A 22,232-nucleotide genomic window follows, 5' to 3' on the forward strand; every position below is an offset into this window, starting at 1 on the left:
CTGTAAGCCTCTAAGGGACTAATAAAAATGATTATTCTTTTCAGCTTCTTCGTGATGCTCATGTTTCCGCCAACCGCCCCACCACAATGCAAGCAGCTATGCTATACTCCGGAAGATTAGTTGTATTGGTGGAGGTTGATTATGATCATTCGTTTAATTCTTACACTTGGAATCGCGCTGTCTCTTGCCGCGACTTCGCCCCAGACCGCGCGGGCCGACGCGGGTGAGATTTTGGGCGGCGCAGTCGTTGGCGGCGTGATCGGATACGCGATCGGTCGAGATCAGGAGAGGAAACAACAGGCCCGGACAAGATCAACAACAACACGCACGTATCGTCCCGGCATCCCGTCAACCACAGAAGGTGCCCAGACCCAAACCGCGCTAAACTATTTCGGTTACAATGCCGGACGGGTTGATGGACAGGTTGGTCGCGGCACGCGTTCAGCGATCGAGCGCTATCAGGTCTCGATGGGCTATCCGGTGAATGGCCGTGATTTTCAGCCTTATCAGCGCGACTTCCTGATGCAGGCCTATTATTGGGCAACCAGTGGTGGTCAGAACGCAACGCGTCTTTCGGGCCAACCGCTATTGATGGAATACCGGCGGCAGATTCAAACCGGTTCAACTTTGGCTGCCGCACCTCAGGCACCTTTGGTCGCGACACCGCAGGCTCCAGCACAAGCGCAAGCACCGGCCATTCCAGTTGTGGTTCCTCAAGCTGCGGAACCAGCGCCTGAAGCCACCACAGAAACAGCCTCTGCCAGCCTGCCAAGCCTGTTCTCTGGCGGGACCGGTGGCCCATCATTGGCCAATCGCTGTAGTGGGGTGATGCTGCAAACCTCGACCAATGGGGGCTACACGACGTTGTCGAATATGACGGACGCCGATTTCGCCCTTAGCGAACAGTTCTGCCTTGCGCGCAGCTATGCCATGGCGCGCGGTGAGGATCTGATGCAGGACATCCAAGGGCTGACCCCGGATCAGGTGAGCGCCCAGTGCGCCGCGTTTGGCGAAATGCTGGCACCACAGGTTGATGCGCTGTCAATCAGTTCAAAAACCGAGGCTGAAACCCAGGTTCGCAAGCTTGCGCTGGACTCGGGTCTCAGCCCCGCAGATCTTGCCGCGACAAGCAAGGTCTGTCTGGCGATGGGCTACCGTCAGGACGATATGGACACCGCAGTTGGCTCTGCCTTGATGCTGGTCGCAATGGGCGAGCCTGCTTATGGAGAACTGGTTGGCCATCACCTTCGCGAAGGCTTCGGTGTGCAAGAACGCCGTGACCTTGCAATGCAGTGGTATGATGCCAGCCTTTCGGCTTTAGATGCCGGCTCGCAAGCTGTCTTCCTGCCGTCGCAAACCGACCGGCCGCAACTGTTGCGCGCAGCCATGGTGCAAGCGCAGTAGGTCGGAACACACAACAATCTCAGTCCCTACGAGGCTGATCCAAACAACGCCGCGGTGCCCGTTTGCATCGCGGCGTTCTACTACGAGGGTGCCAATATGCCGACCCCTTCGGAACCGTTCTCGGAACAAGATAAGGTCGATGCTTTGATCGAGTGGATGGTTGATGGCGCCCGCCCGGCGGCAAATGCGGTCGACATCATCGAGGGTATATGTACCCGCCTGCTGGACGCAGGTGTGGCCATTGATCGGTTTGGATTGTTCATCTGGACCTTGCACCCCAACCTAACGGGCCGGCGTTTCATTTGGAAAGCAGGCGCAGGTGTTGATCGGTTCGATGCGCCGTCACAACTGTTTTCTACAGCAATCTACACCGATAATCCCCTGCCCCATGTTATAGAGCGTCAGCAATCCATCCGCCGTCATCTGGAAGACCCCAACTGCCCCGAGGACTATATCATCGTGGGCGAGTTGCGCGAACAGGGGTTCACCGACTATCTGGCGCAGCCGCTGATCTATATCAACGACGATACCCATGTTTGTACTTGGTCATGTACCACGCCTGGCGGGTTTTCGGACCGGGATCTGGAAATCCTGAACCGGGTTCGCGGACCGCTGGCGCGCCTGACCGAGACCTACATGCTGCGACTTGATGCGACATACCTTCTGTCAACATATGTTGGCCGCAACAGCGGCGCGCAAATACTGGATGGTAAGGTCCATCGCGGCGACGGCAGCACAATCGATGCCGTTATTCTTTTTGCAGACCTCAAGGGATTCACACATCTTTCAAATTCTGTATCCGGCGATGCACTGGTTGGGCTGCTGAATGACAGCTTTGACTGCCTTGCCCCTTCGGTCATGGACCACGGCGGAGAGATCCTGAAATTCATGGGCGACGGCTTTTTAGCCATCTTCCCTACCAGTAAAGACCTTCCACCACAGGAACAAATCAAAGCCGCCATCGCGGCAGTGTGCGAGGGATTGGCATCGCTGGCCGAAGCCGATTTCCAGCACAAGCTGGGCGTACGGACTGCGATCCATCACGGTCGCTTCCACTATGGCAATATAGGCGGCGGAGACCGGTTGGATTTCACCGCCATAGGTCCGGACGTGAACTTAACGGCCAGACTGGTATCGGCAGCTACAGAGTTGGATTGCGACCATGTCCTGTCCGAAACCGCAGCGGCGTTTTTGCCAGAACTCTGCGAACCGGTCGGAACTGTGGCGCTCAAGGGGTTTGGCGAAGATCAAACCGTTTGGCAGCTGAGCAAACCCCCAACGTAAAAAGGGTGCCCATAGGCACCCAATCAGATCGTTCGATGGAAACCGATTAGCTCTGTTTGGTGACCTGTGTGAAGTCCAACTCGACCGGGGTCTCGCGACCGAAGATCGAAACCGAAACCTTCAGTTTCTGGGCTTCGTCGTCCACACCTTCGACCATGCCGTCGAAATCCTCGAACGGGCCGTCGTTGACCTTGACCTTCTCGCCAACCTCGAAGGTGATCATCAGCTTGGGCGCTTCTTCACCTTCCTGAACGCGGTTGAGGATCTGGTTCACCTCGGCATCGCGCATCGGCATCGGGCGTCCCTGAGGGCCCAGGAAGCCGGTGACGCGGTTGATTGAGTTGATCAGGTGATAGCCCTGATCCGACATTTCCATGTGTACCAGCACGTAACCCGGCATAAAGCGACGTTCGGTGGTGACTTTCTTGCCCCGGCGCACTTCGATCACCTCTTCGGTGGGCACCAGTACCTCGTCGATATCGTCTTCAAGGCCCTGCTCAGCCACCGACGTGCGGATCTGCTCTGCGATCTTCTTTTCGAAATTCGAAAGAACGCTGACCGAATACCACCGTTTCGCCATGAACCTGTCGTCCTTGTTTGCCTTTGGGCTGCGACGCATCGCGCCCTTCGTTGAAATCCTATTGCGTCACCCGGAATAAAAAGCGGCGCGCAGCCCGATTCGCCGCACGCCCATTCCGAATAGTCATGTCACCTACTCTGACACGCCGTGCTGTGCAAGGGGGCAGTCGCGTTTCAGCTTGCCCAAACCGGCTTAGCTGAACGCGCCAAGTACCAGTTGCAGACCGCCGCGAATGCCCAGATCAACCAGCGCAAAGAACACAGCCGTCAGCGCCGCCATGATGAACACCATGACCGTGGTCAACAGAACCTCACGACGGGTCGGCCAGACAACCTTTGCGACTTCGGCGCGGACCTGCTGAATGAACTGGATCGGGTTTAACGTTGCCATGAGGCTTCAATCTCTCTGCTAGCGGATGGGCCGGACATAGCCGGGCATTGCGGCAATTTCAAGGGCTGTTGACGCCCCTGTCAGGGCTTGGGCTTGTCATCCCATTCGTCACTGAGGATACGGCGCGCGTCGCCTTCGGGATCCTCATACTGGTTCGAGCGGACCGTGTAGACAAAGGCAACCAAGCCAACCCCACCTAAAAGCAGGGAAATCGGGATCAGATAGGCAAGCACTTCCATCAGAGTTACCTCAGCCGCAAGGCGTTCAGGGATACCGTAATCGAGGAGGTCGACATCGCCAAGGCCGCGATCAGCGGGGTCGCCAACCCGGCCACAGCAAGCGGGACCGCGATGATGTTATAGACGGTGGCGATGCGGAAATTCTCGCGAATCCGACGCGTCGCTTTAACGGCAGTATCGCAGGCCTCAGCGATCGGGGACAAGTCATAGCCCAGCAGCACGATATCCGATGCCACCCGCGCAGCATCCAAGGCGCTGGCCGGAGAGATCGATACATGCGCCGCCGCCAAGGCCGCTGTGTCGTTCAGACCGTCGCCAACCATCAAGACCTTTCGACCTTGATCGTTAAGCTCTTGCACCTTGGCAGCTTTTTCTTGCGGCAAGGCTTGGGCGATCCAATTTTCAATGCCGAGCTTGCCCGCCAAGGCCTGAACCGCACCTTGCGTATCACCGGAAATTAGAATCACGTCTTTGCCCGCATCACGGAACGCAGCAACGGCTTCGGCGGCGCCTGTACGCAGGCTGTCCGTAAAGGTGAAGCGTGACGGCTGTTGCGATCCGATCGCGAGCCAGGCTGCAGTCTGGTCGCCATCCTCGCCGCCGACCCACGCAGCGCGGCCCAGCCGGACGCGCTGATCACGATAATACCCCTCAGTGCCGTATCCCGGCACTTCGACAATATCGTGCAAAGTGGCAGGTTTGATCCCAGCCTCGCGCGCCGCCTTTGCTAGCGCAACCGACAGTGGGTGCGACGAGGCCTCGGCCAAAGTCAAAGCAATGGCTAGATCAGCGCGTGCATGATCGCCAAGATTGGTCAATTCAGGCGCACCGGATGTGAGCGTGCCGGTTTTGTCGAACACCACCGTATCCACTTCGGCCAAACGCTCCAGCGCGGTCGCGTGTTTGATCAGCATCCCGCTGCGGAACAATCGACCCGAGGCTGCTGTGGTCACTGCCGGAACAGCCAAACCCAACGCGCAGGGGCAGGTGATGATGAGCACAGCCGCTGCGATATTCAGCGCCGTTCGTAGATCGCCGGAATAGATATACCACCCAAGAAAGCTGAGCGCCGACAAGATATGAACCCCCGGCGCGTAGAGCTTGGCCGCCTTGTCCGCAAGCGAGGTATAGCGTGACCGGCCCGATTCCGCGATCGCCACCAAATCCGCCATACGGTGCAGCGAGGTATCCTCACCCACTGCCGTGGCTCGGATGGTCAGCGGGCCGGTCAGGTTGACCTCACCGGCACTGACGCTAAGCCCGGCCTCGGCAAAGACAGGGAGCGTTTCACCGGTTAGCAGTGAGCGGTCCAGCTCGGACAGACCCGAGACAATTTCACCGTCCACAGGCATGCGCCCACCGGGGCGCACCAATACCAGATCGCCGACGCTCAGGCTGGCGACGGCCACTTCCTCCTCGACGCCGTTAACAAGTCGAATAGCCCGGGGAACTTCCAGCGCAGTCAGTTCTTCGGCGGCAGATCGAGCAGCGGCGCGTGTGCGATAATCAAGGTAGCGGCCCGCCAAGAGAAAGAATGTCAGCGTCAGCGCGGCATCGAAATACGCGTGTTCACCGCTGAGCGCGGTTTCCCAAAGCGATGTGATCAGCGCCAGCAGGATCGCCAGAACAATCGGCACATCCATGTTCAAGCGGCGCACGCGCAAGGCGCTCCAGGCATTGGCAAAGAAAGGTTGGGCCGAAAATGCAATCGCAGGCAACGCAATGGCGGCAGAAATCCAATGGAACATGTCACGCGTTGCATCGGTGGCCCCGGACCAGACCGACACCGACAGCAGCATCACATTCATTGACGCAAAGCCCGCAACGGCCAACCGCATCAAAAGATCGCGCCCGGCCTTGTCCGTTTGCGTGGCCGATAACGAACCCGGGTCCAGCTCATGCGCTTCAAAGCCAGCGCTTTCCAACACCGGGATCAAATCAGCGGCACGCGTCTCAGGCGCTGCTTTGATCATCGCGCGCTTGAGCGTCAGGTTGACCCGGGCATCCTCAACACCAGGATGGGCGTTCAACTCACGCTCGACCGTGGCGATACAGGCGGAACAGTGAATTCCTGGTAGGGATAGCGCAATCTGCACATCCTCGGGAATGGGCCGCGCCGGTTCGGTAGGGGCGGCGATGCATCCGGGACAGGCCGCTCTGGCCGGAGTCGCTTGCGCGGTCATGGCATCAACCCTTCACATACAGCGGCACACGCTGCGCAAATTCTGCACCATCCTTGGCCTTGGCCACCAGCCGGATGTTCCAATTGCCCTTACCCAGCGCAGCCGGGGCAGCATAGGCGATACCGTCAAAGGTGAAGTCAGGCGAAAAGTCTTCTTTCACATGGGTGGCACGTCCGACAATCGCCTGTAACTCGGCCACTTCAACAGGTGAGCCGGTCTGATCGGTGATGCGCAACACCAGCAGCCCTCCGGTGAGTTCTGCCGCGATTTCCCAGCCCAGCGCCTGCTGTTCCTTCAAACGCTCGTTGAACTCCTGACTGGCGACATAGGAGTTTTTCACCTCCAACCCCGGGAAGGTCTTAACGGCGTTGTAGGCCAGAACAAGGTTCACCGTGATGATCACACCAAAGGCCGCAACAAATACCGCAAGCGCATGTTTACCTGTGAATTGACGCTCTGCCATTCTCAGTTTCCTCGTCCGTTGAACGTGGTGTCCTTGTAGGCCCGCTCACCGCTTTCCAGATCTTCGACCCAGATGCGGACGGATGTGCTGTCCACAGCAGCAGGCCCGGTGTCTTTAGCAGCAGTGATGTACACCCGCGTTAATTGTGCCGTATCTGCGGTGACATTAACAGTGTCGCCTTCGACGCCCTCGATTTCGACCTGAAGCGACGGATCACCTGCGAGCGTCAGCTTGAAGGGCCGCTCTTCGCCATGCTTGTTGCGCAGGCGCACGTCATAAGTGTTCCGGATGGAGCCATCGGAAAGCGTCACAAATGTCGGGTTGCGGACCGGAGCAACGGTCAGGTCGATATCCGAGCGAATGAACAAGGCAAACAGAAGCGCAAAACCGACCAGCGCCCAAAGTGAGGTATAGAGGATCGTGCGCGGGCGCAGTATATGCTTCCAAATATTTTTGGGTGGATGACCTTCACGCTCACGCGTTTCATCACTCAGCGCCATATAGTCGATCAAACCACGAGGTTTGCCGATCTTGGCCATCATGTCATCACAGGCATCAATGCACAGCGCGCAGGTGATGCATTCCAGTTGCTGACCGTCTCGGATGTCGATGCCAACCGGGCACACATTCACGCAGGCCATACAATCGATGCAATCCCCCAGCTCGCTATCCGCTGTACGTTTACCCTTTCCGCGCGGCTCACCCCGCCATTCGCGATAGCCCACGACCAGAGTATCCTCATCCATCATCGCGGCCTGAATGCGCGGCCACGGACAGGCATAGATACATATCTGCTCGCGCGCGAAACCGCCGAAAAAGAAGGTTGTCGCAGTCAGGATCAGCATTGTGGTGTAGGCCACGGGATGGGCGTTGCCGGTAACCAGATCCCGCGCCAGCGTCGGGGCATCCGCAAAATAGAATACCCAGGCACCGCCGGTTGCCAGCCCGATAAAGAACCAGACCACCCATTTGGTCAGTCGCAGACGTACCTTGCGAAAATCCAGCTTCTTCTGATGGTGCAGGCGCAGGCGCGCGTTGCGGTCGCCTTCGATCCAGCGCTCAACAAGGATATATAGGTCGGTCCATACGGTCTGCGGGCAAGCATATCCGCACCAAACCCGGCCCAACGCCGAGGTGAACAGGAACAGACCAAGCCCGGCCATGATCAGCAGCCCGGCAACGAAATAGAACTCGTGCGGCCATATCTCGATCCAGAAGAAGTAAAAACGCCGGTTCGCCAGATCCAGCAGCACCGCCTGATCCGGCAGGCTTGGGCCCCGATCCCATCTGATCCATGGCGTCACATAATAGATACCCAGCGTTACCGCCATGATGATCCACTTCAGATTCCGGAACGGACCGGATACCCGTCTTGGAAAAATCGGCTCTCGGGCGGCATAGAGGCTGGGGGTCGGGTTGGAATCGCTCACAGGCTGGCTCCGGTACTGGCTCTTCTGAGTGTGTCTTTTTCCAGATCACACGCATAGGAACTTTGACATGGGTCAAAACGCGCATCACACAGACACCTTTTATCAGATTTCGCGCGCCTGTTGCTTAAGCCATTTGATAAACGTCTTCGCGGCAGGTCTAAGTGCTGAATTTCCCGTCACAATATGGTATCCGCGCGTATCGGGTTCGACAAAAAGCTCGACAATGCGACCAGCCGCGATGTCCGCTTCGACGAATTGTCGCACGGTGACAGTGACCCCCTGCCCCGAGCGCAAACCATCCAACATCAGATTGCCCGGCAGTTGGGTACTCCCGGCACCGCGTTCCGGTCCAACCCCACGTTCGGTCAGCCATGTGGTGGCCTCGGTCGTGCCAATTTCTTCCAGCCACGGCAGTTGAGCCAGCTCGGACGGCGACCAATCCGTCTTGTCGCCCAGCAGTGCCGGAGAGGCGACGATCACCATTGGCGTTTGCAACAGCATCTCGGACTGCACACCGGGCCACCCACCCGCGCCGTATCGAATGGCGAGGTCCACGCCGCCGGGGCGCAGCTCGACAACCTCAAAGGTCGGATCAAGGATCAGATTTATCTGGGGATGCGTCGCGCGAAACGTGGGAAGGCGTGGCATCAGCCACGAGGCCGCAAAGGATGACGTCAGCGATACGTGCACCGGGCGATCCCGGCCGGACTTGGCCAAATCGCTGACGGCGACCTCGATCGCGCCGAAACCAAGCAGCAATGCGCGCGCCAGATGCTCTCCTTCAGCGGTCAGTGTCAGCGCTTTGCCTGAACGATCCAACAGGGCTGCACCCAGATGGTTCTCAAGCACACGCAATTGCTGACTGATCGCAGCGTGACTGACATTCAGGGCTGCTCCGGCTTCGACAACATTCCGCTTTTCCGCGAAGGCGGCAAAGGCCTTGAGCGACGCCATAGGAGGCAGGGAAAGCCAATCCATATGTAATCCTGACTTACACAACAGAATGGTAATTGAGTCGCATTCTGCGCGTCAAAGATCAATCTTTATCAGTAGAAGCAACGCTGCACAGGAGCACACCCATGCTGACAATATTTGCCAAATCCTTCATGAACGCAACTCGCATCAATGAGCCCCATGTCTACGAAGCGGCAAAGCCTAAGCATCGCAAGCGCCGCTGGTTACCTGAGAGTCATTGGTGGAGAGAAAGCCCGCGCGACGTGGATCTGAACAATCTTTGATACAGCTTGATGGCCGTATCTGGACCGCCACCCGACGTGGCCCTATTGTTAAAAATCGGCACCGGCTGTTCTGGAAACGCGCGAACAGATGGAACAGCCGGTGCCTCAGCCTTCGGGCGGGAGACCGCCCGGAGGTGTTCTTTGACCGCTATTGACCGCCACCCAACTGGTGAACATAAGCCGTGACGGCGCGGATTTGCGCATCGGTCAGGCGGTTCTCCCACGGAGGCATAACACCAAAGCGGCTGTTGGTGACTGTCTCGATCAATGCTTCTTCGCTGCCGCCATAAAGCCAGATCGCATCAGTCAGGTTGGGCGCGCCTTGTGTGACATCACCCTGACCTTCATCGCCATGGCACACGGCACAGTTATCTTCGAACACAACCTTGCCCGCTTGCGCGGCTGCATCGTCGGTCTGCGCATTGGTCAGCGACATGACGTATTGAACCACCTGAGTGATCTCGTCCTGCTCAAGGATGTCGCCAAAGGCTGGCATCTCGGAATAGCGCGCATCGTCGCTTTCCTCGTTTCGGATGCCATAGGCGACCGAATACTCGATATCCTCAAGTGTACCGCCCCACAGCCATGCGTCGTCGAGCAGGTTCGGGAAACCCGGCGCACCTTGCGCACCCGAACCGTGGCATTGCGCGCACCAGGTCCGGAACACCGCACCACCCGAATTCACAGCATATTGCTGCAACTCGGCATCCGCTGAAATCTGTTCCAGCGGAGTTTCCACCAGCTTGGCATTCCACGGCGCGTTCGCTTCTTCAAACGCCACCAGTTCCTGCTGCACCAGCTCGCGCGAGGACCAGCCCAGCACACCAGCGGTTGCCGATTGAACCAACGGCCATGCTGGATACATGATCGTATAGATCACGCCCCAGAAGATCGTGGCGTAGAAGGTCCACAGCCACCAGCGCGGCATCGGGTTATCGAACTCTTCGATACCGTCCCAGCTGTGACCCGTGGTGTTTGGATCGCCCGGCTGTTTGTCAGGTGTCTTGCTCATTGCCGCGCCTCCTTGGATGTGGCGGGTTTGTCTTCATGACGGAACGGGATGTTGGCTGTGTCCTTGTATTCCTTGCTGGCACCGGGTCGGAAAACCCAGATGACGATGCCGACAAAGAAGGTGAACAACAGCAGTAGCATCCAGCTATCCGCAAACTGTCTGAGGAGAGTGTATTCTTCCATCTTGTCCCTCCTTAGCGGCTTGCATCAGGCGTGAAGGTCGAAAAGTCGACCAACGTGCCCAGCATCTGCAGATAGGCGATCATCGCGTCAGCTTCGGTCAGTTCGGGCTGACCATCGAAGTTCCGCACATTGACCTTCTCGCCGTAGCGTTCCAGCAGACCGTCATAGTCGCTGTCCGGATCGGCCTGCGCGCGGAAGTCCGCGACGGCGTTCTCCAGCATCTCGTCGGTATAGGGTGTTCCGACCAGAGCATTCGCAGCCATGATATCGCCGATATACTCGCCATCGATCTTACGGTTTTCGAGGAAGCCATATTTCGGCATCACCGATTCCGGCACAACCGATTGCGGATCGCGCATGTGATCCACGTGCCACTGATCCGAATAGCGGCCTCCGACGCGCGCCAGATCAGGTCCGGTACGTTTCGATCCCCACTGGAACGGGTGGTCATACATGGACTCTGCCGCCAGCGAGTAATGGCCATAGCGTTCGACCTCGTCCCGCATAGGGCGGATCATCTGGCTGTGGCAGACATAGCAGCCTTCGCGCAGATAGATCTCACGCCCCGCCATCTCGAGTGGGGTGTAGGGCCTCATGCCCTCCACCTTTTCGATGGTGTTCTCAAGGTAGAACAGCGGGGTGATCTGAACGATGCCACCGATGGTTACGACCAGAAAGCTGAAGATCAGCAGGAGGGTCGCGTTGGTCTCGAGGATCTTGTGTTTGTCGAGAATTGCCATTGCTCCGGCCCTCCTTATTCAGCCGGGACCGCAACGGTCAGGCTGGCCTCTTTGGCCGGCGCTTTCCGTACAGTCATCCACAGGTTGTAGCACATGATCACCGAGCCAGCGAGAAACAGAACCCCACCCAGACCGCGCACCACGTACATCGGGAACTTGGCGGCGACGGTGTCGGCGAACGAGTTCACCAAGAAGCCGTTGGCATCCACTTCGCGCCACATCAGGCCTTCCATGATACCGGTGACCCACATCGACGCGGCGTAGAGCACGATGCCGATGGTCGCGAGCCAGAAGTGCCAGCTGACCATTTGCAGTGAGTACAGACGCTCGCGCTTCCACAGGACGGGCACCAGGAAGTACAACGCACCAAAGGTGATCATGCCGTTCCAGCCCAGCGCGCCCGAATGAACGTGGCCAATGGTCCAGTCGGTATAGTGGCTGAGCGAGTTCACAGCGCGGATCGACATCATCGGACCTTCGAATGTGGACATGCCGTAGAAGCCGACCGAGATGACCATCATACGGATGATCGGATCGGTGCGCAGCTTGTCCCAAGCGCCCGACAGGGTCATCAGACCGTTGATCATACCACCCCACGAAGGCATCCAGAGCACGACCGAGAACACCATGCCCAGTGTCGAGGCCCAATCCGGCAGCGCGGTGTAGTGCAGGTGGTGCGGACCGGCCCAGATATACAGGAAGATCAACGCCCAAAAGTGGATAATCGACAGCTTATAGCTAAACACCGGACGTTCGGCCTGTTTCGGGATGAAATAGTACATCATGCCCAGGAAACCCGCAGTGAGGAAGAAGCCCACAGCGTTGTGGCCATACCACCACTGGATCATGGCATCTTGGACGCCCGACCAGACGATGACCGATTTCGAGCCCCAGATGCTGACCGGGATGGTCATGTTGTTGACCAGGTGCAGCATGGCAACGGTCACAATGAACGCCAGATAGAACCAGTTGGCCACATAGATATGAGGTTCTTTCCGTTTGATGATCGTGCCGAGGTAAACGGCCAGATAGGCCACCCAGACAACGGTCAGCCACAGGTCGACATACCACTCGGGCTCTGCGTATTCTTTCGATTGGGTCCCGCCCAGAACATACCCAGTGGCCGCCAATACGATGAACAGCTGGTAGCCCCAGAACACGAACCAGGCCAGATTACCTCCCCACAGACGCGCGGCGCTGGTGCGTTGCACGACATAGAACGAAGTTGCAATCAGGGCGTTGCCGCCAAAGGCAAAGATAACAGCCGATGTGTGCAACGGCCGCAGACGCCCGAAATTCAGATAGCCCTGCGCCCACTCGAAATTCAGCGAAGGAAAGGCCAGCTGGAACGCAATAAAGGTTCCCGCAAGGAACCCGACCACGCCCCAAAAGGCGGTCGCAATCACGCCAAAGCGGATCACGTCATCCATGTATTCCGCCGAGCGATCTACGAGTATATCTGGCTCTTCGGTGTTTCTTAGCGTCCAGATGAACAATCCGGCGGCGATGATCATCACCAGTATTGCGTGCACCTGATACGCCAAATCCCGTGCATAGTTGGACCCGATGGCTGCGAATATCACAACCAGCCCAAGCACGATCAGCTTGATGTAATTTGACATATTGCGTCCCTTTGCCATGCCCCACGCGATTCTTCATGCCACGCGAAACCCTTTTGACTGCTTGTCGTAATGCAGCGATGCCAATTCTACTGCTTTGATCTGCATCAAGACAGGCCTGTGTTTTCTGTGACAGATTTTTTGAAGACTGAGGTGTGCGTTGAGCGCGATGCAGGGCCAGAAACATGAGGGCGATATGGCATATAAATCCCTACTCACCGTAATGACGGAAACCAACTTGGCGCAGAGCGCACTCGAACAGATGGTTGCATTGGCAGAGGGTCAGGATGCACATGCCGAAGCCTTATGCCTTGGTGTTGATCGCAGTCAGACCGGTTACTACTACGCCGGTGCCAATGCATTGATTCTGCAAGAAACGCTGAGCCGCGCCAATGCCGAGGCTGATGAAATTCTCGCCTACGCTAAGGACTATCTGGGCAAGTCCGGTGTGCGCTGGTCGGCCGAGAACGGTGTGGCCCAGATCGCCGACATAGGGCGGCATGTCGCGCGTCGCGCACGGTTTTCAGATCTTGTGATATTGCCTAGACCTTATGGCAAGGATCGTGACGCCGAGGCCGAGCCAATTGTCGAAGCCGCCATGTTTGAAGGCCACGCCCCAGTTTTGCTGGTGCCAGATGAGAATAAACCCATATCTGCCCCCAAAACAGTCATGGTTGGCTGGAACGAAAGTGTCGAAGCAATGCGCGCAATCCGCCGTGCGCTACCATTTCTGAAGCAGGCCGAGCTCACGAGGATTGTGGTGATAGACCCGCCCCGTCATGGGCCAGATCGCTCAGACCCGGGCGGGCTGTTGTCTCAGATGCTGGTACGGCATGGGGTGAAATGCGAAATCGACGTGCTGAGCAAGACCATGACCCGTGTATCAGATATTTTGAACCGGCATGCAGCCGACACCGAAGCCGATATGATCGTGATGGGTGCCTACGGTCACTCGCGTTTTCGCGAAGCGATTTTGGGCGGTGCGACACGAAACATGCTGGAGCAATCAGAGGTGCCGGTTTTTCTGGCCCACTGACATAAACAAAAAGCCGCCTCAGCAGGCGGCTTTTTTTCTAGGCTTTGCGGATCAAGCCGATCAGGAACAGCAAAATCACCGCGCCAATCGTCGCAAAGAAAATCGAGGAAATCAGCCCTCCGCCTATGGCAAAACCCAATGCCGGGAAGATCGTGCCCGCAAGAAACGCACCGACGATTCCAACAATTATGTTTCCGATCAGGCCAAACCCTCGGCCTTCCATGATCTTTCCTGAAAGCCATCCCGCGATTGCGCCGATGAACAACATGGCAAGTACACCGCTGAAACCCATTGTGAACTCCTGATAGTTAGAGGTCGACGCCGCAGAAATCAGGCGTCAGACCAGAAATCCGCCATCCGTATCATCACCCGCCTCTTCCATGAGGCGCCCCATATCGGGGATTGTTACGTGACGTTTGCCTTCCAGCGTAATGACTTGATCTTTCTTAAGGGCAGAGATTTGTCGGCTGACTGTTTCCAACGTCAAGCCAAGATAGTCGGCCATCGCTTCTCGCGTGAGCGGGAGATCAAAGACGATCGGCCCTGCCATACCGGATTGGTGGATCGACGCATCCCTGCGCGCGATGATCGACAACAGGCTTGCAATCTTTTCCCTCGCCGTCTTGCGCCCAAGCACCAACATCCATTCACGGGCTGCATCCAGTTCATCCAGCGTCATTTCCAATAGGCGCTGCGCGATATGCGGCGTTGTGACCATCATCTCTTCGAACGGCTTCTTGCGGAAACAACACATCACCAGATCAGTGGTCGCCACTACGTCGTAGGGTGCGTTTTCTCTCCCGGGTCGGCCCACAAAATCGCTGGGCAGCAACAGGCCCACCATCTGGGTACGCCCGTCTTCCATCGTCTGGGTTAAAGAGGCGATTCCCGATACGACCGAACCGACAAAATTCATCGGATCGCCAGACCATATGATCGTCTGCCCGGCCTCGAAGCTGCGATAGAACTTGATGTTCTCAAGTTCATCCAACTCGTCTTTTTCACAATGCGCGCACACAGCGCGATGCCGGATGGGGCATTCAGCGCAATTGGTGTGATCGAATTGGACCCTGATTGTCATTCGCGTTCCCAATTTGATTTCGGTCAAAGTAACCTGAGACGTCTGATCATAGTCATATCGTTATGACACTGAAACCACAATTGGCACGGCTCGGGCTTTTTGACGCGAAGGTACCGCGTTACACAAGCTATCCAACCGCCCCTCACTTCAGCAATGACGTCAGGGCCGATCTGTTTGGCGACTGGATATCCGGCATTGCTCCGGGCAGTTCCATCTCACTTTACATCCATGTTCCGTTTTGTCGTAGGTTATGCTGGTTCTGCGCCTGTCGGACCCAAGGCACCCAGACGGACAACCCGGTTATCGCCTATGTGGACGTGCTGAAGGCCGAGTTGGACTTACTAGCGGCACGCCTGCCTGAGGGTGTTACTTTGTCGCGGCTTCATTGGGGTGGCGGCACGCCTACTCTGCTGAATGCAGAGCTGATGCGAGATCTGGCCGGACGCATCCTCGAGACTGTCCCGCTGGGACCAAATGCCGAGTTCTCGGTTGAGATCGACCCCAATGAGGTCGACGAAGCGCGACTGGACGCGCTGGCCGAGGCCGGAATGAACCGGGCCTCAATCGGTGTTCAGGACTTCGACGATGAAATTCAAAAAACCATCGGTCGCATTCAAAGCTATGACACCACCAGAGAAGTCGCTGAGATGATCCGCGCGCGCGGCATCTCAAGCCTGAATGCAGATATTCTGTACGGCCTGCCCCATCAGACCAAAGCGCGCATGACTGAAAGCGTGCAGAAGCTGCTGTCGCTGAACCCCGATCGCGTAGCGCTGTACGGATATGCCCACGTACCCTGGATGGCCAAGCGGCAGCAATTAATCCCATCAGATGCCCTGCCCACGCCCGAACAGCGGTTGGCCCTGTTCGAAACCGCGCGTCGGCTGTTCTTGTGGGACAACTACGCCGAGATCGGGATCGACCACTTCGCGACTCAGGATGATGGGCTCACGCACGCGCTGCGTGCCGGTCGCCTGAAACGGAATTTCCAAGGCTACACGGACGATCAGGCTCCGATCCTGATTGGTTTGGGCGCAAGCTCAATTTCGCGCTTCCCACAAGGCTACGCACAGAACGCCCCGGCGACTTCGGCCCATACCAAGGCCATTCGTGAAGGCCGGTTCTCAACCACGCGCGGGCATCTTTTCAAAGGGCAAGATGTTCTGCGGTCCCGCCTGATCGAGGCACTGATGTGCGATTTCCAAATCAATTCGAACGAAATCCTGCGCGACCACGATATCTCTGCAGCTGAGCTTCAGCAGATGTACGCAACGGCGAACGCGGCGTTCGACGGATTACTACGCGTCGACGAAAATGGGTTGTTCATACCACCTGAAGCGCGCGCTTTGACCCGCATGATCGCACGCAGCTTTGACGCGTATGACCTCAGCAAAGCCGGGCACAGTTCGGCGATCTAAGCACTCGTCGGTAGGTCGTTTTCCGCGACTTGCCGTTCCAAACCTGCACGGGGGCTTGACGCATGCCTTCGGTTTTCTCCACACTCTAGGGGTGGAGAGGCCCGCCTCTTCGCAGCCTGAGGCAGGCAAACGCAGACAGTTCTTGCCGACGCGCATGCGTTCGACAACCCTTTTCGTGCAGCCACGTTGCAACTGAAAGAGGGACAGCACTCATGCGCGTTTTCACCGTCCTCGGCCCTAGCCAATCGGGCAAATCTACCCTGGTCGAGGCTATTAGCCGCCTCGACGGGCGGCCAACCACATTTGATATTGCCGGAACCGTGCACATGCACGGTTTTTCTTACTTAGACGAGCCCTGGTGCGCCGTGGACGTGGACGGGGGCAGTGATGCGCTGGCCTATGTCGGCCCCGCCATGGCGATCTCGGATGCAGCGGTTGTCGTCGTGCCGCCCGATCCGGATGCTGCCGTGCTGTGTGCCCCATATCTAAGGTTGGTCGAAGATGCGGGTATTCCTTGTTTCCTCTTCATCAACCGCATGGACAGCCCGAATGGCCGCATCCGCGACATCGTTGCAGCGTTACAAACCTACTGCACCCATCACATCGCTCTGCGGCAAGTTCCGATCCGGGACGGTGACACCATCATCGGCGCGGTCGATCTAATTTCGGAGCGCGCGTGGAAATATCAGGAAGGCCAGCCCTCGGCCCTGATCGAACTGCCGCAGTCGGTTGAGGATCGCGAGCAAGAAGCGCGCACCGAATTGTTGGAGACACTCTCAGATTTCGATGACAAGCTGCTAGAGCAGCTGATCGAAGACAAACAGCCGCCCAGCGAAGAGGTCTATGATCTGGCCGCGCAGGTTCTGCAGAACCATCAGCTTATCCCGGCCTGCCTGGGCGCGGCGAGCCATGGCAACGGCCTGACCCGGCTGATGAAGGCGTTGCGCCATGAGGCACCCGAATTCAACATTGCAGCCGACCGCGATGAGGCCGAAGAAAACGCGCGCGCCATTGCGGGCTTTGCGGATGTGAAGAAACATATCGGCAAGATCACCGTGCTGCGCGGCTTGGGCGACGGGGTCAAAGCGCATGAACCTTTGGGCGGGGAGACCGTTGGAAATCTGACCGGTTTAGATGCCAAGACTCAGATCGGAGCGCTTGAGGCCGGACAGATTGGACTAGCCGTCAAATCCGATCACCTCAATCCCGGTTTCATCTATGACAGTGCGTCGGCAACACCGCTGCCGGAATGGGCCTCATCACACCCTGCCGCGCATCGTCAGGTCGTTTCCCCTGCGCACGAGCGTGACGATGTGCGCCTGTCAAACGCGCTGACCCGGTTGGTAGAAATCGACCCCGGCCTGCATCTGGAACAGGACGATCTGAGTGGCCATTCGATCCTGGGTTCGCAAGGCCCGCAGCACATGCGCCGTGTGTCCGCCAAACTGGCCGAAGATTTCGGGATTGAGATTGAAGCCGAGGCTGCCGGAACAGCCTATCGCGAAACCATCCGTTCAAAGGTCGAACACCGCCACCGCCACCGCAAGCAATCCGGTGGTGCAGGTCAATTTGCAGATGTGGTGATCTCGATCGCGCCGCTGCCGCGCGGATCCGGGTTCCAGTTCGAAGAAATCGTCAAAGGCGGTGCCGTGCCTCGGAACTACATCCCTTCTGTCGAGCATGGGGCCAAAGACGCGCTTGTCGAAGGCCCCGAGGGGTTCCCTGTTGTGGACGTCAAGGTGACGCTAAGCGACGGGAAGCACCACAATGTCGATAGTTCCGACTATGCTTTCCGCACCGCTGGCAAGAACGCAGTACGCGAAGCGCTGCCAGAGGCGAAACCGGTTGTGCTGCAACCGATCCTGAATGCCGAGATCCACCTGCCGTCGACCTTTGTCGGCGACCTCGTCCCGACGATCAGTTCACTGCAAGGGCAGGTTCTGGGCTTTGAGGGCAACCCAAACGCCTCGGGCTGGGAAATCTTCAACGCCCAACTTCCGGCCGTCGCCGAGGATGAACTGCATCGGACACTTGCCAGCGCAACACGCGGCACCGGATGGGTCAAACTGCAATTCGATCACTATGAAGAGTTACGCGGCCCAGTGCCCGCTTCAGCCAAGAACAGAGAAATGGCCTGAGGCCGCAGCTGCGGGCTGGTCCTCAGCCCGCAGCCGCAATCAGTTCGCGGGTATAGTCGGTCTGCGCGTGTTCGAACAGGTCCTCAGCCGCGCCCATCTCGATCACGTCCCCGTTGCGCATGACGATGACGTTATGAGACATTGCGCGCACGACCTTCAGGTCGTGGCTGATGAACAGATAAGCCAGCCCGTATTTCCGTTGCAGGTCGCGAAGCAGGTCCACGATCTGCACCTGCACCGTCATGTCCAGCGCGCTGGTCGGTTCGTCCAGCACCAGCAGCTTAGGCCGCAACACCATGGCCCGCGCGATGGCGATCCGTTGGCGCTGACCGCCTGAGAACTCATGCGGATACCGATCCATGGCCGCGGGATCCAACCCAACCTCTACCATCACTTCGGCCACCAATTCGCGCGGGGCACGATGGGGGTCGACCTTGTGGATGGCCAGCCCCTCGGCAATGATCTGCATACAGGTCATCCGAGGGCTAAGGCTGCCAAACGGGTCCTGAAACACGATCTGCATGTCCTTGCGCAGCCGTCTGAGTTCTCGGGTGGACCAGCGACGCACATCTTGATCGCGGAAAGTGATCCCGCCCTCGGATGCGATCAGACGCATGATGGCCAACGCAAGCGTCGTCTTGCCCGAGCCGCTTTCGCCTACGATCCCAAGTGTTTCACCGGCCCGGACACTAAGCGTGGCGTCATTGACAGCTTTAACATAGCCCACGGTCCGCTTGAGAAATCCGCGCTGGATCGGGAACCAGACCTTCAGGTGATCGGTGCGCGCGACCTCTTCTGCATCGGATGCCACCGGGTCGGGGTGCCCCGACGGTTCAGCCGCCAAAAGCTTGCGCGTATAGGGGTGCTGCGGATTGTCAAAAATCTCGGTTGTCACACCGGCCTCGACAATCTCCCCATCCTTCATCACACAAACCCGGTCGGCGATGCGGCGCACGATGCCCAGATCATGGGTGATGAACAGCATTCCCATATTCTCAGACTTCTGCAACTCAGCCAGCAGCTCCAGAATCTGCGCCTGAATGGTCACGTCCAGCGCGGTCGTCGGTTCATCCGCGATCAGAATGTCTGGCTTGTTGGCCAAGGCCATCGCGATCATCACGCGCTGACGCTGTCCTCCGGACAATTGATGCGGATAACTGTCCAACCGCTCTTCGGGGTCGCGGATGCCGACCTTGTTCAAAAGTTCCACAATCCGCGTGCGCGCCGCGTCGCCCGTAACGCCCTGATGCAGCGCCAGAGATTCCGCCATCTGCTTCTGGATCGTATGCAGCGGGTTGAGCGAGGTCATCGGTTCTTGAAAGATAAAACTGATGTCATTGCCGCGCACATCCATCAGCTTGTCTTCGGGCGCGCCGATCATCTCCTGCCCGTCATAGGTGACCGAGCCTTCGACAATTGCACTGTCACCCAGAAGCGACACGGTGCTGAGTGCGGTTACGGACTTACCCGAGCCAGACTCGCCCACCAACGCTACGGTTTCGCCCCGGTCGACCGTAAAGGACACACCCTTGACCGCCGCGCTCACCTGCCCGTCCTGCCGGAACGAGACCTTGAGGTTGTTCACATCCAGCAGGCTCATGAGAAGGTCTTTCTGGGATCAAACGCATCGCGCACGCCTTCAAAAATGAAGACCAGCAGCGACAGCATGATGGCAAAAGTAAAGAAGGCGGTGAAGGCCAGCCAAGGTGCCTGCAGATTCTGTTTCGCCTGCAAGGTCAACTCGCCCAGCGACGGGGCCGAGGAGGGCAGGCCAAAGCCAAGGAAATCCAGCGAGGCCAGCCCGCCAATTGTTCCGGTTACGATGAACGGCATGAAGGTCAATGTGGCGACCATCGCATTGGGCAACATGTGGCGGAACATGATCGTCATGTTACCCACGCCCAACGCGCGGGCGGCACGGACATATTCCAGATTGCGCGCCCGCAGGAATTCGGCGCGCACAACGCCAACCAAGCCGGTCCAACCAAACAAAATCATCAAAGCGACAAGCAGCCAGAAACTTCGCCCGAGAATGGCGAACATGATGATAATCACATAGAGCGATGGAGTGGACGACCAGATCTCAATAATCCGTTGGAAGATCAGATCGAGCCAGCCGCCGAAAAAGCCCTGAATGGCCCCGGCGAAAATACCGATCAGGCTGGCGGCGCCGGTAACGATCAACGTAAACAGGATCGACAAGCGGAAGCCATAGATCACACGCGCCAACACGTCGCGTTTGGTGTCATCCGTGCCCAGCAGGTTCTGGCCGTTTGGCGGCAAAGGTGCGGCGCCCGGACGGTCCACGCTGGTGTTGAACGAATAAGGGATCAGCGGCCAGATGGCCCAGCCGCGTTCAAAGCCTTCGGCCTCAAACGTGCCGGCCTTGATCTCGTCAATGATCCCTTCGGGGTCGTCAAAGCATTGATCCAGCCCACCGCTGTCGATCAAGCACATGACCTCGGGGTCGCGATAGATCGCTTCGGTCTGGAAATCACCGCCGAATTCGGTTTCGGCATAGAAGTTGAAGACTGGCGTGTAGAACTCGCCGCGGTATTTCACGAGGATCGGTTTGTCATTTGCGATAAATTCGGCGAACAGCGACAGGCCGAACAGCACTGAGAAGATAATCAGCGACCAGAACGCCCGGCCATTACGCCGAAAGTTGCGCCACCGGCGCTGGTTAAGGGGGGAAAGCGCCATTTACCCCTCCCGCTTTTCGAAATCGATGCGCGGGTCGACCAGCACATACATCAAATCGCTGATGATGCCGACGACCAGACCCATCAGACCGAAGATGAAAAGCGTTCCAAAAATCACCGGATAGTCGCGCGCTACGGCGGCTTCAAATCCCAAGCGGCCCAGACCATCCAGCGAGAAGATGGTCTCGATAATGATCGAGCCACCAAAGAACACACCGATGAACACGGCAGGGAAGCCCGCAATCACGATCAGCATCGCGTTGCGGAAGACATGGCCATACAGCACTTTGCGTTCGCTCAGCCCCTTGGCCCGGGCGGTCATGACGTATTGCTTTTTGATCTCATCCAGAAACGAGTTCTTGGTCAGCAACGTCAGCGTCGCAAAGGCCGAGATGGTCAGCGCAATGATCGGCAATGTGATGTGCCAGAAATAGTCGGTGATCTTGCCAAACAGGCTGAGGCTTTCCCAGTTGTCCGAGGTCAGCCCCCGCAGCGGGAAAATCTGCCAGTAGGAGCCACCGGCAAAGAGCACCAGCAGCAAAATAGCGAACAGGAAGCCGGGGATCGCATAAGCCACGATGATTGCACCGCTGGTCCATGTATCGAAACTCGACCCGTCCTTGATTGCCTTGCGGATACCCAGCGGGATCGACACCAGATAAGCGATCAGAGTCGACCACAAGCCCAGTGAGATCGACACCGGCATCTTTTCCAGCACCAGATCAATCACGCTGATCGAGCGGAAATAGCTCTCGCCAAAATCGAGGGTCAGGTAGTTGCCCATCATCGTCAGAAAACGCTCAACGGGAGGCTTGTCGAAGCCAAACTCCTTTTCCAGTTCCTCAATAAATTCCTTGGGTAGCCCGCGCGCGCCGATATAGTCGCTATCCGATCCGAACGTCTCTTCGGCTGGGGCACCATCGCCACCGGCAAACCCGGCAAATACGTCGCCTTCGCCTTGCATCTGGGCGAGAATTTGTTCGATAGGACCACCCGGCACGAATTGAACAAGGGTGAAATTCACCACCATGATGCCAAGCAATGTCGGGATCACCAGCAAAAGCCGGCGAAGAATATATGCGCCCAAAGCTTG

General features: G+C 57.7%; 22 protein-coding genes. 6 read left to right on the forward strand and 16 right to left on the reverse strand.

Annotated elements, in window-relative coordinates; genetic code table 11:
* Positions 1-141: 141 nt before the first annotated feature.
* On the forward strand, positions 142-1,404 hold the full coding sequence (locus tag ACR0B3_RS17315; protein WP_480810149.1) for a peptidoglycan-binding domain-containing protein: 1,263 nt from the start codon (positions 142-144) through the stop codon (positions 1,402-1,404).
* A 96-nt stretch (positions 1,405-1,500) separates the two neighbouring features.
* Positions 1,501-2,688: an adenylate/guanylate cyclase domain-containing protein gene (locus tag ACR0B3_RS17320; protein ID WP_480810150.1), complete on the forward strand. Its 1,188-nt coding sequence runs from the start codon at positions 1,501-1,503 to the stop codon at positions 2,686-2,688.
* 46 nt (positions 2,689-2,734) lie between these two features.
* Here the strand turns inward: ACR0B3_RS17320 and nusG are convergent, their stop codons facing one another.
* From nusG to ACR0B3_RS17355, 7 genes are all read right to left on the reverse strand, one after another.
* Positions 2,735-3,268: a transcription termination/antitermination protein NusG gene (gene nusG, locus ACR0B3_RS17325; RefSeq protein WP_170533167.1), complete on the reverse strand. Its 534-nt coding sequence runs from the start codon at positions 3,266-3,268 to the stop codon at positions 2,735-2,737.
* 192 nt (positions 3,269-3,460) lie between these two features.
* A complete protein-coding gene (secE, locus tag ACR0B3_RS17330) occupies positions 3,461-3,658 on the reverse strand; it encodes a preprotein translocase subunit SecE (protein WP_170398600.1) in 198 nt (65 codons plus the stop codon).
* A gap of 80 nt (positions 3,659-3,738) precedes the next feature.
* On the reverse strand, positions 3,739-3,897 hold the full coding sequence (ccoS, locus tag ACR0B3_RS17335; protein ID WP_170596844.1) for a cbb3-type cytochrome oxidase assembly protein CcoS: 159 nt from the start codon (positions 3,895-3,897) through the stop codon (positions 3,739-3,741).
* A 5-nt stretch (positions 3,898-3,902) separates the two neighbouring features.
* Positions 3,903-6,080, reverse strand: coding sequence for a heavy metal translocating P-type ATPase (locus ACR0B3_RS17340; protein ID WP_480810151.1), 2,178 nt, complete (start codon positions 6,078-6,080; stop codon positions 3,903-3,905).
* Between the two features lie 4 nt (positions 6,081-6,084).
* Positions 6,085-6,543: a FixH family protein gene (locus ACR0B3_RS17345; protein WP_170687047.1), complete on the reverse strand. Its 459-nt coding sequence runs from the start codon at positions 6,541-6,543 to the stop codon at positions 6,085-6,087.
* A 2-nt stretch (positions 6,544-6,545) separates the two neighbouring features.
* The gene (ccoG, locus tag ACR0B3_RS17350) at positions 6,546-7,973 is read right to left on the reverse strand and encodes a cytochrome c oxidase accessory protein CcoG (protein ID WP_480810152.1); all 1,428 of its coding nucleotides are present in this window, start codon (positions 7,971-7,973) and stop codon (positions 6,546-6,548) included.
* A 102-nt stretch (positions 7,974-8,075) separates the two neighbouring features.
* Positions 8,076-8,951, reverse strand: a complete 876-nt coding sequence (locus ACR0B3_RS17355; RefSeq protein ID WP_480810153.1) for a LysR family transcriptional regulator — start codon at positions 8,949-8,951, stop codon at positions 8,076-8,078.
* A 101-nt stretch (positions 8,952-9,052) separates the two neighbouring features.
* Here ACR0B3_RS17355 and ACR0B3_RS17360 point away from each other — a divergent pair, with 101 nt between their 5' ends.
* Complete coding sequence (locus tag ACR0B3_RS17360) at positions 9,053-9,211, forward strand: hypothetical protein (protein WP_480810154.1); 159 nt, start codon at positions 9,053-9,055, stop codon at positions 9,209-9,211.
* A gap of 148 nt (positions 9,212-9,359) precedes the next feature.
* On the opposite strand, the gene ccoP is transcribed toward ACR0B3_RS17360, so the two are convergent.
* From ccoP to ccoN, 4 genes are read right to left on the reverse strand one after another with little or no spacing between them, the layout of a single operon-like run.
* Positions 9,360-10,223, reverse strand: coding sequence for a cytochrome-c oxidase, cbb3-type subunit III (ccoP, locus tag ACR0B3_RS17365; protein WP_480810155.1), 864 nt, complete (start codon positions 10,221-10,223; stop codon positions 9,360-9,362).
* Complete coding sequence (locus ACR0B3_RS17370; RefSeq protein WP_170687042.1) at positions 10,220-10,405, reverse strand: cbb3-type cytochrome c oxidase subunit 3; 186 nt, start codon at positions 10,403-10,405, stop codon at positions 10,220-10,222. The genes ccoP and ACR0B3_RS17370 overlap by 4 nt, the downstream gene beginning before the upstream one ends.
* 11 nt (positions 10,406-10,416) lie before the next feature.
* Positions 10,417-11,145, reverse strand: coding sequence for a cytochrome-c oxidase, cbb3-type subunit II (gene ccoO, locus ACR0B3_RS17375; RefSeq protein ID WP_170761366.1), 729 nt, complete (start codon positions 11,143-11,145; stop codon positions 10,417-10,419).
* Between the two features lie 14 nt (positions 11,146-11,159).
* Complete coding sequence (gene ccoN, locus ACR0B3_RS17380; protein ID WP_480810156.1) at positions 11,160-12,767, reverse strand: cytochrome-c oxidase, cbb3-type subunit I; 1,608 nt, start codon at positions 12,765-12,767, stop codon at positions 11,160-11,162.
* Positions 12,768-12,960: 193 nt separating this feature from the next.
* Here ccoN and ACR0B3_RS17385 point away from each other — a divergent pair, with 193 nt between their 5' ends.
* Positions 12,961-13,800: a universal stress protein gene (locus tag ACR0B3_RS17385; RefSeq protein ID WP_480810157.1), complete on the forward strand. Its 840-nt coding sequence runs from the start codon at positions 12,961-12,963 to the stop codon at positions 13,798-13,800.
* A 37-nt stretch (positions 13,801-13,837) separates the two neighbouring features.
* On the opposite strand, the gene ACR0B3_RS17390 is transcribed toward ACR0B3_RS17385, so the two are convergent.
* Positions 13,838-14,092, reverse strand: a complete 255-nt coding sequence (locus tag ACR0B3_RS17390; RefSeq protein ID WP_170687038.1) for a GlsB/YeaQ/YmgE family stress response membrane protein — start codon at positions 14,090-14,092, stop codon at positions 13,838-13,840.
* A 45-nt stretch (positions 14,093-14,137) separates the two neighbouring features.
* Positions 14,138-14,881: a transcriptional regulator FnrL gene (fnrL, locus tag ACR0B3_RS17395; RefSeq protein ID WP_480810158.1), complete on the reverse strand. Its 744-nt coding sequence runs from the start codon at positions 14,879-14,881 to the stop codon at positions 14,138-14,140.
* Positions 14,882-14,943: 62 nt separating this feature from the next.
* Here fnrL and hemN point away from each other — a divergent pair, with 62 nt between their 5' ends.
* Positions 14,944-16,299, forward strand: a complete 1,356-nt coding sequence (gene hemN / locus ACR0B3_RS17400; protein ID WP_480810159.1) for an oxygen-independent coproporphyrinogen III oxidase — start codon at positions 14,944-14,946, stop codon at positions 16,297-16,299.
* A gap of 212 nt (positions 16,300-16,511) precedes the next feature.
* Positions 16,512-18,437: an elongation factor G gene (locus ACR0B3_RS17405; protein ID WP_480810160.1), complete on the forward strand. Its 1,926-nt coding sequence runs from the start codon at positions 16,512-16,514 to the stop codon at positions 18,435-18,437.
* A 22-nt stretch (positions 18,438-18,459) separates the two neighbouring features.
* Here the strand turns inward: ACR0B3_RS17405 and ACR0B3_RS17410 are convergent, their stop codons facing one another.
* The 3 genes from ACR0B3_RS17410 to ACR0B3_RS17420 are packed head-to-tail and all read right to left on the reverse strand — an operon-like array spanning position 18,460 to position 22,226.
* Complete coding sequence (locus tag ACR0B3_RS17410; protein ID WP_480810161.1) at positions 18,460-20,037, reverse strand: ABC transporter ATP-binding protein; 1,578 nt, start codon at positions 20,035-20,037, stop codon at positions 18,460-18,462.
* Positions 20,034-21,140, reverse strand: coding sequence for an ABC transporter permease (locus ACR0B3_RS17415; protein ID WP_170687033.1), 1,107 nt, complete (start codon positions 21,138-21,140; stop codon positions 20,034-20,036). The genes ACR0B3_RS17410 and ACR0B3_RS17415 overlap by 4 nt, the downstream gene beginning before the upstream one ends.
* Entirely contained in the window at positions 21,141-22,226 is a 1,086-nt protein-coding gene (locus ACR0B3_RS17420; RefSeq protein WP_170725087.1) for a microcin C ABC transporter permease YejB, read from the reverse strand.
* Positions 22,227-22,232 lie beyond the last annotated feature (6 nt).

This window comes from Ruegeria sp. CE9, from assembly GCF_056537425.1.